At 61.6% G+C, this 12,466-nt stretch carries 16 protein-coding genes; 10 read left to right on the top strand and 6 right to left on the bottom strand.

Annotated features, from left to right (window positions below; translation table 11 throughout):
• Position 1 precedes the first annotated feature (1 nt).
• The 10 genes from GDA65_01225 (at position 2) to GDA65_01180 (ending at position 6,131) form a co-directional block, all read left to right on the top strand.
• Positions 2–919, top strand: coding sequence for a hypothetical protein (locus GDA65_01225; GenBank protein ID MBA5861321.1), 918 nt, complete (start codon positions 2–4; stop codon positions 917–919).
• Positions 904–2,163 (top strand): pyruvate synthase, encoded by a 1,260-nt coding sequence (locus GDA65_01220; GenBank protein ID MBA5861320.1) that lies wholly within the window; start codon positions 904–906, stop codon positions 2,161–2,163. Before GDA65_01225 ends, GDA65_01220 begins: the two co-directional genes overlap by 16 nt.
• 78 nt (positions 2,164–2,241) lie before the next feature.
• Positions 2,242–3,180 (top strand): pyruvate synthase, encoded by a 939-nt coding sequence (locus GDA65_01215; protein MBA5861319.1) that lies wholly within the window; start codon positions 2,242–2,244, stop codon positions 3,178–3,180.
• The gene (locus GDA65_01210) at positions 3,177–3,665 is read left to right on the top strand and encodes a hypothetical protein (GenBank protein ID MBA5861318.1); all 489 of its coding nucleotides are present in this window, start codon (positions 3,177–3,179) and stop codon (positions 3,663–3,665) included. Before GDA65_01215 ends, GDA65_01210 begins: the two co-directional genes overlap by 4 nt.
• A 14-nt stretch (positions 3,666–3,679) precedes the next feature.
• Complete coding sequence (locus tag GDA65_01205) at positions 3,680–4,162, top strand: hypothetical protein (GenBank protein MBA5861317.1); 483 nt, start codon at positions 3,680–3,682, stop codon at positions 4,160–4,162.
• On the top strand, positions 4,159–4,515 hold the full coding sequence (locus tag GDA65_01200) for a hypothetical protein (protein ID MBA5861316.1): 357 nt from the start codon (positions 4,159–4,161) through the stop codon (positions 4,513–4,515). The genes GDA65_01205 and GDA65_01200 overlap by 4 nt, the downstream gene beginning before the upstream one ends.
• Positions 4,516–4,545: 30 nt before the next feature.
• Entirely contained in the window at positions 4,546–5,133 is a 588-nt protein-coding gene (locus GDA65_01195) for a hypothetical protein (protein MBA5861315.1), read from the top strand.
• A 3-nt stretch (positions 5,134–5,136) separates the two neighbouring features.
• Positions 5,137–5,691, top strand: coding sequence for a hypothetical protein (locus tag GDA65_01190; GenBank protein ID MBA5861314.1), 555 nt, complete (start codon positions 5,137–5,139; stop codon positions 5,689–5,691).
• Positions 5,591–5,863 (top strand): hypothetical protein, encoded by a 273-nt coding sequence (locus GDA65_01185; GenBank protein MBA5861313.1) that lies wholly within the window; start codon positions 5,591–5,593, stop codon positions 5,861–5,863. Before GDA65_01190 ends, GDA65_01185 begins: the two co-directional genes overlap by 101 nt.
• Positions 5,835–6,131, top strand: coding sequence for a hypothetical protein (locus GDA65_01180; GenBank protein ID MBA5861312.1), 297 nt, complete (start codon positions 5,835–5,837; stop codon positions 6,129–6,131). Before GDA65_01185 ends, GDA65_01180 begins: the two co-directional genes overlap by 29 nt.
• An 8-nt stretch (positions 6,132–6,139) precedes the next feature.
• On the opposite strand, the gene GDA65_01175 is transcribed toward GDA65_01180, so the two are convergent.
• From GDA65_01175 to GDA65_01150, 6 genes are all read right to left on the bottom strand, one after another.
• Complete coding sequence (locus tag GDA65_01175; protein MBA5861311.1) at positions 6,140–8,872, bottom strand: GNAT family N-acetyltransferase; 2,733 nt, start codon at positions 8,870–8,872, stop codon at positions 6,140–6,142.
• A gap of 156 nt (positions 8,873–9,028) precedes the next feature.
• Positions 9,029–9,391, bottom strand: coding sequence for a c-type cytochrome (locus GDA65_01170; GenBank protein MBA5861310.1), 363 nt, complete (start codon positions 9,389–9,391; stop codon positions 9,029–9,031).
• 49 nt (positions 9,392–9,440) lie between these two features.
• Positions 9,441–10,322, bottom strand: a complete 882-nt coding sequence (locus tag GDA65_01165) for a hypothetical protein (protein ID MBA5861309.1) — start codon at positions 10,320–10,322, stop codon at positions 9,441–9,443.
• 180 nt (positions 10,323–10,502) lie between these two features.
• Complete coding sequence (locus GDA65_01160) at positions 10,503–11,054, bottom strand: hypothetical protein (protein MBA5861308.1); 552 nt, start codon at positions 11,052–11,054, stop codon at positions 10,503–10,505.
• 66 nt (positions 11,055–11,120) lie between these two features.
• Positions 11,121–11,615, bottom strand: coding sequence for an ATPase (locus GDA65_01155; protein MBA5861307.1), 495 nt, complete (start codon positions 11,613–11,615; stop codon positions 11,121–11,123).
• 54 nt (positions 11,616–11,669) lie between these two features.
• Positions 11,670–12,323, bottom strand: a complete 654-nt coding sequence (locus GDA65_01150) for a phosphoribosyltransferase (protein ID MBA5861306.1) — start codon at positions 12,321–12,323, stop codon at positions 11,670–11,672.
• Positions 12,324–12,466 lie beyond the last annotated feature (143 nt).

Here is a 12,466-nt window from a genome sequence, read left to right as displayed (position 1 = left end):
GATGGTGGCGGTACGATTTCACGGACGCGGCGGCCAAGGCGCAAAAACCGCCAGCCGCATTCTCGGAACCGCGGCTTATGCGAGCGGGTATCTGGCGCAAGACTCCCCGATCTACGGCGCGGAACGAAGAGGGGCGCCGGTTGCCTCGTTCACGCGCTTCAGTCGAGAGCCGATCCGGGAGCGGGGGGCGATTGCGTATCCTGATGTCATTGTGGTGGCCGACGCCTCGTTGCTGGAAGATCCGGCGGCGCATGTGTTGGACGGAATGACCGGGGAGACGGCCCTGTTCGTGAATTCGTCGTTGCGTACGGATGCGTTGCGAGTCCATCTGTCCCTGCCTGAGCAGGTGACGACGCGGGATGTGACGGGGATTGCTCTGCAACAGTTGGGGCAAGGTGAGGCGATCAGTGCGCTGCTCGGCGCTGTCGCGGCGCGGTTGGCGGGGCTGGGGTGGGAGCCTGTTCGGTCGGCGATCAGTCGGGAACTCGATGATCTTGGCGTGGCTGAGCCGGTGATCGAGCGCAATCTGACGGTGGCGCGGCAGTGCTACGACTCGGTTGAGCCGGCCAGGTTGCCCCAGGGCACGGGCCGGGCGGGCCGCGCCGCGTCGTTGCACAGTCCAACCTATGAACCGCCGACGAAAGGCACAGCCAGGATTGGCGCGGCCGGAAACTCCGTGTTGCGTGAAACGGGCGGGTGGCGAACCTTTCGCCCGGTGTTGGTCGCAGACAAGTGCAACGGCTGCTGGTTGTGTTTCGTCTATTGTCCGGACGGAGTGATTGCAATGAACCGGGAGGAGCAGCCGGTCGTAGACTATGCCCATTGCAAAGGATGTCAGATTTGCGTGCGCGAATGTCCGACTCACGCCTTGATCGCGGAGCGGGAGAAGGAAGGCGAGGCGGCATGGACAGCCGAATGATGACCGGGAACCTTGCGGCTGCCTGGGGCGCCCGGTTGGCCGAGGTGGATTATATCCCGGCGTTTCCCATTACTCCGCAGACCGAAATCGTGGACGCTCTGGCCAAGTGGTGCGAAGGCGGGGAGCTGGCCGCGCGATTCGTGAACATGGACTCTGAGCACTCGATGATGACGGCGGCCGGCGCCGCGGAAGTCACCGGCGCGCGAGTCTTTACCGCCACCTCCAGCCAAGGGTTGCTCCATGCATTTGAACTGCTCTATTCCATTTCCGGTTGGCGCGCACCGCTCGTGCTGGTCAATGTCTCACGGGCCTTGGCTGCTCCGATTACGCTGGAGTCGGATCACAATGACGTGTTGGCCGCGCGCGACGCCGGGTTTCTGCAGATTCATGCCGAGACCTGCCAGGAGGTGTTGGATTCAATTCTGATGGCCTACCGGATCGCGGAAGATGAACGCGTGATGTTGCCGGTGATCGTGAATCTGGACGGGTTTACGCTGTCGTTCACCCGTGAGCCGGTCACAGTGCCCGATGTGGAAACGGTCAGACGGTTTCTTCCGCCATTCCGGCCGTCTCATCTCGGGTTCACGGCGTCGTCGCCGCACGCGTTGGGTGTGGCGGTGATCGGCGGAACCCCCTATGCCTATTTCCGGCATCAGGCGCATCTGGCGGCTCAGAATGCGCTCGAAGTACATCGGGAGGCGGCGGAATCGTTTCATGCCTTGTTTGGCCGGCGGTATGACCTGGTCGAGGGGTACCGGTTGGATGATGCGGAAGATGTGCTTGTGATGACCAACGCGGGCGCAAGTGCAGGCAAGGCGGCGGTCGACGCAGCCAGGGCGCAAGGGAAGCGGGTGGGACTGCTTCGGTTGCGAGTGATTCGCCCCTGGCCGGCTGAGGCCATTCGACAGGCCTTGTGCGGGCGACGGGCCGTGGCCGTGCTGGATCAGAACCTGGCTCCGGGGCAGGGCGGGATTCTCTATCAAGAAATCGCCGCCTGTTTGTATCATGAGGCAACGCGGCCTCGCGCTCTCTGTTCTTTCGTCGGCGGATTGGGAGGCCAGCATCTCACCGAAGGCGAATTTCAGGCCGTCTTTGAGCAGACGGCGGAGGCCGGAGTCGCCGGAACGGGTCGCGGGCCGGTGTTGTTGTACAGCGCCGAGGAACATCGGGAGATGACGCGGTTGCACACGCTGGCGGCGGGAACCGTGAACGGTGAAACCGAAAACGTGAAAAGTCAAACGTGACGTGTGAAACGCAAGACGCAAGACGTGAAACGGACAACGTGAACCACGCGAGACGCTTCACGAGAGACAAGAGACGCCATGTGGCAGCGGGAGACGTTCAAGAAGATCAAACAGATTCCACGGGAAGAGCATGTGCTGCCGGGCACGGCCTTGTGCGCCGGGTGCGGGGGCCTCGAAGCCTTGCGGCTCGCGGCGAAGGTGTTGGGTGATCATGTCGTCTATGTGAATGCCGCCGGTTGCTTTACTATGTTGGCGGCCTATCCCTACACCTCATTCAAGGGGTCGTGGTTGTATACGACCATGGGCTCGGCGCCGGCCGGCGCGCAGGGAATTCGCGATGCCTTGGATGTGCTGATTGCCAAGGGGAGACTGCCGAAGAGCGAAGATCTCAAAGTCGTCGTGCTGGGAGGGGATGGCTCCACGTACGATATGGCCTTGTCATCAACCTCCGGGGCCATGAATCGCCGGCTCGACTTTTATTACATCTGTTACGACAACGAAGCCTACGGCAACACCGGCATGCAGTTGTCCCCCGCCACCCCCTACGCCGCGCGAACGGCCACGTCGCCCTGCAGTCTGCAGCATCCCGCCGCAACGACTCAGGAGAAGAAAGACCTCTTCGAGATTTGGCGCGCGCATCGGCCGCCCTACCTCGCGACGGTCTCCCCACGGTATCCGTTGGATTTGGAGGAGAAGTTCGCACGGGCGGCCACGTTCGCCGGCCCGAAAATGTTTCTCGCCCTCTCTGCTTGCCCGACCGGCTGGTTGTACGATCCGGGGGCCACGCCGGAGGTCGCCAGGTTGGCCGTGGAGACCGGCCTCTGGCCGCTGAAGGAGGCCGTCAACGGGGTGGTCACCCACACGTATATTCCAAAGCGCAAACCAGTGGAGGCCTATCTGCAACTGCAGGGACGTTTTCGACATCTATTCGAGCCGATGCCGCAAACGAACGCCATTCGTCACATCCAAGAACGGGTGGATGCCTATTGGCGCCAGGCGGCACAGGAGCAGATATGAATTGCGAGCGAATGAGGTTGCGGGCGGGGCTGTCCTGCCTGTTCGTGACGCTGTGTTTCGTGACCGGGTGCGTGGAGCAGAAGCCCGTATCTGCGACGGGAGTGACGCCCGTGCACCTGCCGGACGTGCGAACGCCGATTCCGCTGGGGGACGCCGCGCGGCTGGAGCATCGCGCCGTCATGCACCAGCATTTGGAAACGGTTCAGGCGATTGTCGCGGCGCTGGCCGAGGAAGACTATCGATTGGCGCAGGGCCTGACGGAATCGCATCTGGGGTTCTTTATGCACCGGTACGCCATGGCGCGGCAGGAACCGGCTGATGTTCCGCCGGCCTATCACGATCTCGCGATGGCGCACCATGCGGCTGCCGAGAAGTTGGCCGATGTGATGCCGACGAAAGATCTGAAGCAGATCCTGCCCGAGTTCAACAATGTGCTCAAAGCCTGTGTCGCCTGTCACTTGGAATATAAACTCCGTCATTCATAACGAAGGAGCACGGCATGTCGGATGCAAAAATCAGTGTCACGTTTGAGCAGGATCATGACCGGTTGGATGCGCTCTTCAGCGCGTTCCAGCAATTGAAGCGCACAAACTTTGCCAAGGCCAAGGAAGCCTTTGTCGAGTTCAAGTTCGGCCTGCAGCGGCATATTGTCTGGGAGGAAGATGTGTTGTTTCCCAAGTGGGAGGAGAACTCCGGCATGGCGGAAGGCGGTCCGACGCAGGTCATGCGCACTGAGCATCAGATGATCGGCCAATGTTTGGAGGCCATTCATGACAAGGTGCAGGCACAGAATCCCGACAGCGACCGGGAAGAGCAGCGGTTGCTGGAGATCCTGAAATCGCACAACATGAAGGAGGAGCGGATTCTCTATCCCTCGATCGATCAGGTGATCAGCGAGGCGGAGCGGGCGGAGTTATACCAGGCCATGAAGGAAATTCCGGAAGAGCGGTACCGAACCTGTTGCGGAAGCGGGCGGTCATGACTGGTCATGGCCTCCTCGCGCTGGGTGGTCTGCTGGGGCTGCTCTGCGTGGCCGCTACGCCGGGAGGAACCTCATCGTCTGAGGGAGCGCCATCAGTTTTGACAGTCGCCGATTCCGGGGGGATGGCCGCGAATCCACACAGCGATTTGATTTTTCGCGCGACCGGCGCCACGAAGTGCCTGGATTGTCATCGTGCCGGAAAAGACGGCCTGATGGTCACGCAGGTGCAGGACAACCAGATTGTGCAAGAGCTCAAGGCCAAGGCGAAGGGCGTTCACGGGCCCGGCCGGTTCGCGGACTGTTTGCGCTGTCACGCCGGCGGCCACAAGGGGGTTGAAAAGTACCGGAAGTAACCACTGGCCGATGAAGAACGGAAGGCGGATATGACGGGCGTGCGGTCGCGCCTCATCGCGGTCGTTGTGGCGACGGTTGGTGCGGTGGTGATGGCGCTGGCCGTTGAGGCGTTGCTCAGCCTCGACAAGGTGACGCCTTTCGGCCATACGGAGTACGGCCATGTCGTCGGCTGGGCCGGGCTGGCTTTCACTCTGCTGGTCTTTGTCTATCCGTTTCGAAAACGCGTCGGCCCCTCGCGTCGATGGCCGCGCGGGTGGTTTCGAGTGCACATGGTGGCGGGCGTCCTCGGCCCCCTGCTGATTTTTCTTCACTCCGGCGCGCACTACCATGCGGTCGTGCCGATCCTGGCCATGGGTTCCATGGTGATCGTGGTCGTCAGTGGGATCGTGGGACAGTTGGTGCATGCCGCGAGTCTGAGGGCGCTCAACGAGCACCGTCACCAGCTTCAGCACCAAGGACTATCCGAGCGTGAGGTCGAGACGAGGTTGCACGGCATGGCCTCCCAGGAAGAGGCGTTTCGTCTCTGGCAAGCGATCCATGCGCCGATGACACTGATGTTCCTGGCCTTCACCGTCCTGCATGTGGCGGGAGCGTTGTTCTTTGCAGGAATCTCGTAAGTCATGCGGTACCTTCCCCTTCCGCGAACGGCGATCCCCGCGGTGGTATTGGCAACCCTGCTGTTGATGATGTGGGTGGGATGGGGAACGGTGCGGAGTCCCGCCGCCTTCTGGGCTCCGGGCGACCTCAGCCGGTACCACGTGTATCAAGGCGGGTGCACGCAATGCCATGAGCCGTTTCAAGGGCCCAGTCCCGCACGCTGCGTAGCCTGCCATTCCGAACGGTATGTTGAGGCCCGGTCTACGCCTGCCGTCATGACCTGGCATCGCGAACTGGTGGTGCAACGAACGACCTGCACCGGATGCCATACGGAACACCGCGGGGCCTTGGCTCACATTACTGAACCGACAAGGATGAATCCCCACGGCGAACTGGTGTTTCGCGCGACGGGGGCCAGCTCTTGCACCGCCTGCCATGAGTTCGGCACGAGGGTGGCGACCAGGCCGACGCTGAGAGATGAGCCGATTGTGCGGCTCTTGTATGAGAAGGGGCGAGGCGCGCATCGCCCGGGCCATATGCGAGAATGTCTCGCTTGTCATGGAGGGGAAGGGCAATGAGCGGAGGGACACTCTGAGGTCAGAGGATCGTTTCTATTGCTTCGGGGAAGTCCAGGGTGGCATTTTGACCGTCCGGTTTACCTATCGGCGTTCGGCTATTCGAATCATCGGCGCCGGCTATGGGCGAAAGGGAAAAGCCGTCTATGAGCGCGAAAATAAAATATCGGGATGAACCCCTGGGTACGATTCGTGTCATTCCAGATTTTCTGCCCTCTCCCGCCGAATTGGCATTTCGCGATGAAGGAGTCAAGGTGACGTTGGCTTTGAGCAAGAAAAGCGCGGAGTTGTTCAAGGCCGAGGCATCCCGGCACCACACACAATACCAGCGCATGATTCGCCGCTTGCTCGATGCCGGTGTCGAAAGGCAGCCTCAGGCTCTTCCTTCGCGTTCATCACGGGCCGCTCGCCCGCGTGCAGTTCGTAAGCGCAGCGCTGCGTGAGTCACGAATCACGTGCCCGCTAGCCTGATCCTCGCATCGACGATGCTGCAGCCCTCCCCCGGAGCAAGGGCGAAAATCGGGTTCAAATCGAGCTCCACGATTTCGGGCACCTCTTCGACCAGCCGCGAGAGCCGGAGTAGCAAGTCTTGAATCGCATCCACGTCGCCCGGCGGATGGCCGCGATACCCCTGCAGCAGGCGATACCCCTTAATACTGCGAATCAAGTCGGCCGCGTCCAGCTCCGTCAAAGGTGTGATGCGGAAGCGCACGTCCCCGAGAATTTCGACATGGATCCCGCCGAGACCGAATCCGATCAAGGGGCCGAAGGAGGGATCCTGCACCATTCCGGCCATGACCTCGACCCCGCTCGTGACCATCGACTGAACCAGCACCCCTTCCATGGCCGCCAAGGTATGATCCTGCGCGAGCCGCGCGGCGATCTCGTCATACGCGCGACGCACCTCCGTCTTACTGGACAGGTTGAGATGCACGCCGCCGATTTCGCTCTTATGGACCAGCGTATGCGAGGCCAGTTTGACGGCGACCGGAAATCCTATTTGCGCGGCGAGGGTGGCCGCTTCCTCGGCGGAGGTTGCCAGGCCGCCGGGCGGCAAAGGGATCGCCATGCCCGTCAGGACTCGGCGGGTTTCGGTGACCGTTAACCAGCCGCTGCCCCGTGCGGCGAGGGCCTCACGACAGACGGTTCTGACCGCCGATAGATCCAGATCGTCAAAGTCCGGCACCATGCCGATCGGGCGATCGCGCCACTGTACGTAGCCGGCGATTTTGCCTAGGACGCGCGCGGGAAGTTCGGGCAGGCCATAGGTGGGAATGGTTTCCTGCGGAAGCGAAAATCTGCGGTCTCGATCCGTTTCCACCATCCATCCGATAGCGACCGGTTTGCTGATCAGCTGCCTCGCCCGCGCCGCCGCGATCCCTCGCGCAATGCCGTCGGCGATAGGGTCGACGTCAGTGGCCGTCACCGCGATATATAAAATGATGAGAGCATCGATATCGTCGGAGCCCAGCAGTGTGACGATCGCTTGCTCGTATTGCTCCGGACTGGCTGAGGCGATCAAGTCGACCGGGTTGCGCAAGGATGCTGAGGCAGGCAAGAAGGGCGAGAGCTGCGTGATCGTCGCCTGAGACAACTCGGGCACCTCCAGGCCGGCCGCTTCACAGGCATCCGCGCAGAGAATGGCGGGCCCGCCGGCGTTGGTCAGGATGCCGACGCGGTTGCCTTTCGGCAATGGTTGATCAGATAGGCCTGCCGCCAGAGCAAACATTTCTTCCAACGTGTCGGCGCGTAGGATGCCGGTTTGTTGAAAGAGGGCGTCCACCGCTACATCATTGGCGGCCAGCGCGGCGGTGTGGGACCCGGCGGCTCGTTTGCCCGATGAGGTCCGCCCCGCTTTGAGTACGACGATCGGCTTGTTGCGGCCGACCCGCCTGGCGATCTGCGCAAATCGCCTGGGGTTGCCGAACGATTCGACGTACAGCAGGATCACGTTCGTGGCGGAGTCGCTTTCCCAGTACTGCAGGAGATCGTTGACGGAGACATCGGCTTTGTTGCCGACGCTGACGAAGGTGGACAGCCCCAGGTGTAATCGGTTGGAGGCGGCGACTAGGGCGAGTCCCAAGGCGCCGCTTTGCGAGGACATGGCGATCGATCCGGCGCGAGGAAACGTCGGCGTGAACGTGGCGTTCAACCGCACCGCGGGGTCGGTGTTCAGGATGCCGAAGCAATTGGGCCCCACCATACGCATCCCATGCTGCCGAACCTTCTCCAGTAACTGGTCCTGCAACCGCCGGCCCTCCTCTCCCACCTCCGCAAAGCCGGCGGTGATGACCACCAGCGCGCGGACTCCGATGGCGGCGCACTCGTCCACCACGGGCAACACGGCTTCTTTGGGAACGGCGATGACGGCGAGATCCACCGGTTCGGGCAGGTGGCGCAAGGACGGATACGCGTCGACTCCGGCGATGGCGGAGGCATGCGGGTTGACGGCATAACAGCGGCCCTCAAACCGGTTGTCGTGGAGGGCCTCGAGTAACCGGTAGCCGATACTTCTGGGCGCGCGCGAGGCGCCGATCACAGCGACGGCGCGTGGATGAAACAGCGGATGAAGCGAGGCGATGGTGGCGACTCGCTCACGCCATTCGGATTGCCGTACGCTGCGGTCGGTCGGTATCAGCGACAGCTCGACCTCCATGTCGCCGCCTTCGACATGCTCTTCCGTAGTGAAGCCAGAGGTGGCAAACACTTCGCGCATCGCCAGGTTGTCGGCATGGGTGATGGCCCAGAGTTTTGTGAAGCCCTGCCGGATGGCCAGCAGGGCCAGTCGTTCGAGGAGAATGGTGCCGAGGCCGTGTCCATGGAGTTGATCGTCCACGGCCATCGCTACCTCTGCCTCGTGCGGGGCCCGCGCATGATAGGAGCCCGAAGCGATGATACGCAGCGTATCGTCATGCCGACGGAGGACGATCACGGTCAGGCTGCGTTCAGGATGCGACGCGTCACACAGCGAGCGAATGACCTCGCCGGGCGGGGCCGATTCCGAAAAAAACCGATGCCGCGTCGCGGCCGGCGCCAGGCGTGTGAAGAAGCGCTGCAGTTCATCGGCATCGACCGGTTGGGCAATGCGTAGGAGGGCGGTTGTTCCATCGCGTAGGATGGTGTGGGCCGAATCGGGCCCTTCCTCTCGCAGGGGCGGCATGTGGCGGGGACGAATACGTTGCATGGGCTATCAGAGCGCAAACGCACAGTCGCGATCAGTAGTACGCCGACGCTGATCATGACTGCGCACAGTCACTGGTGCAAGCCGCTGATGCTGAATTCCGCTCCCGCGGCCCACGCGGAATGTCTCCGCGCATTGTCCATCGATGATGCGGGCCGGTTAGCTCACGAAGTCAGGCGCGGCGACCGATCGGATATAGGACAAGACATCCAGCATCTGCTGGTCCGTCAGTTTCCCACGATAGCCGTGCATGGGGCTGAACAGCGCGCCGTTTGCAATGGTGATCAACAATTCCCAGTCGGTCTTGGCGCGCGAGTTCACAGATTGAAAATTCGCCGGGCGTACAATGAGATACTGGCCGTCCGGCCCGTTGCCATCCAATCTGTCACCATGGCACCGCAGGCAGTATTTTTCGTAGATGGCCTGGCCCTCGCGCGGATTGCCGCGGTTGATTTGGCCGGCGGCCCATGAACTGCCGAGCATCACAAGGCTGAGGGCACAGAGAATGCTGAAGGTTTTCATGCGCTGGCTCCTTTATGGTTTAACGTCTCGCCGCCGGACGACCGGGAGGTTATCGCACCAACAACACTGGACAAGGGACCCGGTGCAAGAGCGCATGGGAAATGCTGCCCAGCAGGAACCGCTCAAGTCCCTTCCGTCCGTGAGACCCGATGATCAACAGGTCCGCCGAACGGGCACGCTCCGTCAGGATATCAGTCGGGTCGCCCACCGCGACCTGTGTGCCGACCGAATACCGATGATTCATGACCGACGCCGCCAGATTTTTGACGAGATCCTCCGCCGATCGCACGGCGATGCCGGTCCAATCCTGGAGGGGGAACAGGCTGAAGGGGTCGGTGGCCGGGATCGGTCGCACGACGCTCGCGATCGTCAAATCGACAGGATTCTTGAAGGGATGAGCGAGCAACCAGGATTTGATGCGCGCGGCATCCTCGTGTCCTTCAATGGCAACGGTGACGCGTTTCACCGGTCCCTCCCGTTCCTTCACGATCAGGGTCGTGCACTCCGCGTGCAGCGCGACACGATGCGACACGCTGCCCAGGACGAATTCGCCGACGCGGCCTCTTCCGCGCGCCCCGATCACGATTAACTCCGGCCGCATGTCTCGCGCCTTGTCCAAAATCAGCGATGCCGGTTTGCCGAATTCACAGACTCGCGTGACCGACAGGCCCTGGGGCGGCAGGAGCGTGGCGGTATGATCCAACAGTTGTTGGCCGGCCCGTTCCATGGCCTGGCGGAATTCGTCGTAGCCTTGCATGTTGCTGACTTCCGCGACGATCGGATATTGAAACATGCCCAGATCGATCCCATGTACCAGAACGACCTCCTGCAGGTCATACAGATACGAGACTTCTCGAACGGCTGCGAACGCCTGTTCCGACCAATCGAGTGCGATCAGGACGCGCATAGGACTCCTTTCACTAGCCCGCATGGTTCATGAGCACTTCTGCCGCAATCGCCGACTCACCGCTGCGTCGGGCCTTCGGCCGGCGGGCTCGCCCCTCGGGTCCTCAACGTACTACAAGCGTACGCCTCGGCCCCTCCCGTCTCCTCGCGCCGGTGCCCCAACGTGACTCGGCGATTTCGCGACGAATCGTCATGACCATGGGGGCTAAAACAACGGATGCGGTGACGTGCCGAAGGGCATGAGCCGAGGTGAATCGCCGACATTGCCTCGGATTCGCCACTGTCCGTCCTCCCACGTCATATAGTGGATTTCCTCATACCAACTGTCGATCGGCACGCGTAAGCCGCCGGTTTTCGACAGGCCTGTCAGGCTGCCCGTGCAGGTTACCTCAATAATGGTGTTGGAGCCTGAGCCGATTTTGCTCATGCGGGAGAAGTGATGAACGTCGGCGAGATCCTGGAATTCATCCAACAGATTCACCCAGACTTTGTGCATGTCGTGTTTCTTCAGTCCGTGATAGTTGTACTGATCGGAATATATCGCCATCACGCCATCCACATGACGCGCCCGAAGCGCGTCATCCGCTTGCTGAAAGGTCTTCATCACTCCGTTCATCGTCGCCTGATCGAGATCGGCCGCCGCGCCTGGCAGGAGTTGCACCTCGGCCGTTGCTGCCGGCAACATGGCTGCCATGACCAGGATTCCACCGATCAGAAGCCCGCTTCCTTGAGTCCATCTCCGACGCCGCGCACCCATGACCACCTCGTTTCAATCGGGTCCGATCGTGAAGGTCTCCCTGCGCACGCTGTCCGGCCCTGATGCCTAGCCGGTCCATGTGATTCGGATGAAATCCTCGTCCCGGTCGTACTGAATGTCCAACTCGCCATGGTGCGAATGTTTCAATGCTTCGCCGATACGCCGGGGCAAGTGGGCATCGGTAGTGAGGACGACCAGACCCTCATCCCGGTCTTCGATCGTCATAATACGAGCCAGGGGATAGGTTTTCTTTTCCTGCGCCTCGGTATTATGGATGAGCCCCATCACCTGATCGCGATGCTGCGCCTTGTACGGTCCTTTCAGGGTCACGAATCCTTTGGGATTTTTGTCCTGGATGCGGAGGCACGCCGGACAGATGATCTGCTCGGCGGCCGCCGGCCTGGTGTCCCAGGTCCAGCGACCTTTATGGTAGAGGGCGCCGCATGTCTTGCAGACGGTCGGTTCCTTCAACTTGCCCGGCATCTTGTACGAATCGTGTTTATATTCCTCAACGAATCGATCGCGGCGCGCGCTGTGGCCGCCTTCGGGGTGGTTGTTCATCGCGTACAGTTCCTTTCTTCGCCGGTGTGGCGGTCGTCGGAAACCATTCCTGAGTTACGATTTGGAGATGAACGCTTCTTCAGCCAGGTTGAGATACTGCAACACGTCCCGGTCTTCGACCTGCTCGAAGTCCCGGTAAAAATTCCCGACGGCATAAAAGGGTTCCGGAACCCGCAGCACCACTAGTTGATCGACCAGGCTGCGGGCTTCCTGCACGGTGCTGCGAGGGCCGACCGGGATCGCACCGATGATGCGGCGCGGATGGGCCTGCCGCGCGGTCTCGACCGAGGCAAAGAAAGTGGCGCCGGTTGCCAAACCGTCGTCCACAATAATGACGGTCCGGTCTTTCAGGTTCGGGAAGGGCCGTCCCTGCCGGTACAACGCCACCCGCCGGGAGACTTCCTTTTGTTGCGCCTGTACGGCGGCAGCGCGTTCACGTTCCGAAAGCGCAAGGTCGGATAGAGCGTCCTGATTCCAGTAGACCGCTCCTGTTTCACTGACAGCGCCCAGCGCATATTCCGGATTTCCCGGCGCGCCGATTTTGCGGGTGATGAGCACGTCGAGCGGAAGGTGCAGAGCCAGGCTCACTTGATAGGCCACCGTCACCCCTCCGCGCGGAAGCGCGAGCAGGATGGCATCAGGGTCGTTGCGAAAGGCGACCAGTTCCTGCGCCAGGAGTTCGCCGGCTTCTTCACGGTTTTTGAACATGCCCTTCCGCTCCTCTACGCGCTTCCCGGTTTGCAGCGATGCCGTGAGTCGAATTACCACAATCCGCTCGTCACCCCTACACCGATGAGGAACAGCGCCGCGACGATCATGAGCAGTATCAGCCGCCAGTGGTGACCGGGCGC

The organism is Nitrospira sp. CR1.1, assembly GCA_014055465.1.
GTDB lineage: Bacteria > Nitrospirota > Nitrospiria > Nitrospirales > Nitrospiraceae > Nitrospira_A.
The sequence above is the reverse complement of the archived record's forward strand: the minus strand, read 5'-3'. Positions and strand labels throughout refer to the sequence as shown.

What these genes read in the sequence shown, in the direction of transcription:
- GDA65_01225 (MBA5861321.1), top strand. Translation starts at nt 2, where the DNA reads ATGGTGGCGGTACGATTTCACGGACGCGGCGGCCAAGGCGCAAAAACC.
- GDA65_01220 (MBA5861320.1), top strand. Translation starts at nt 904, where the DNA reads ATGGACAGCCGAATGATGACCGGGAACCTTGCGGCTGCCTGGGGCGCC.
- GDA65_01215 (MBA5861319.1), top strand. Translation starts at nt 2,242, where the DNA reads ATGTGGCAGCGGGAGACGTTCAAGAAGATCAAACAGATTCCACGGGAA.
- GDA65_01210 (MBA5861318.1), top strand. Translation starts at nt 3,177, where the DNA reads ATGAATTGCGAGCGAATGAGGTTGCGGGCGGGGCTGTCCTGCCTGTTC.
- GDA65_01205 (MBA5861317.1), top strand. Translation starts at nt 3,680, where the DNA reads ATGTCGGATGCAAAAATCAGTGTCACGTTTGAGCAGGATCATGACCGG.
- GDA65_01200 (MBA5861316.1), top strand. Translation starts at nt 4,159, where the DNA reads ATGACTGGTCATGGCCTCCTCGCGCTGGGTGGTCTGCTGGGGCTGCTC.
- GDA65_01195 (MBA5861315.1), top strand. Translation starts at nt 4,546, where the DNA reads ATGACGGGCGTGCGGTCGCGCCTCATCGCGGTCGTTGTGGCGACGGTT.
- GDA65_01190 (MBA5861314.1), top strand. Translation starts at nt 5,137, where the DNA reads ATGCGGTACCTTCCCCTTCCGCGAACGGCGATCCCCGCGGTGGTATTG.
- GDA65_01185 (MBA5861313.1), top strand. Translation starts at nt 5,591, where the DNA reads ATGAGCCGATTGTGCGGCTCTTGTATGAGAAGGGGCGAGGCGCGCATC.
- GDA65_01180 (MBA5861312.1), top strand. Translation starts at nt 5,835, where the DNA reads ATGAGCGCGAAAATAAAATATCGGGATGAACCCCTGGGTACGATTCGT.
- GDA65_01175 (MBA5861311.1), bottom strand. Translation starts at nt 8,872, where the DNA reads ATGCAACGTATTCGTCCCCGCCACATGCCGCCCCTGCGAGAGGAAGGG.
- GDA65_01170 (MBA5861310.1), bottom strand. Translation starts at nt 9,391, where the DNA reads ATGAAAACCTTCAGCATTCTCTGTGCCCTCAGCCTTGTGATGCTCGGC.
- GDA65_01165 (MBA5861309.1), bottom strand. Translation starts at nt 10,322, where the DNA reads ATGCGGGCTAGTGAAAGGAGTCCTATGCGCGTCCTGATCGCACTCGAT.
- GDA65_01160 (MBA5861308.1), bottom strand. Translation starts at nt 11,054, where the DNA reads ATGGGTGCGCGGCGTCGGAGATGGACTCAAGGAAGCGGGCTTCTGATC.
- GDA65_01155 (MBA5861307.1), bottom strand. Translation starts at nt 11,615, where the DNA reads ATGAACAACCACCCCGAAGGCGGCCACAGCGCGCGCCGCGATCGATTC.
- GDA65_01150 (MBA5861306.1), bottom strand. Translation starts at nt 12,323, where the DNA reads ATGTTCAAAAACCGTGAAGAAGCCGGCGAACTCCTGGCGCAGGAACTG.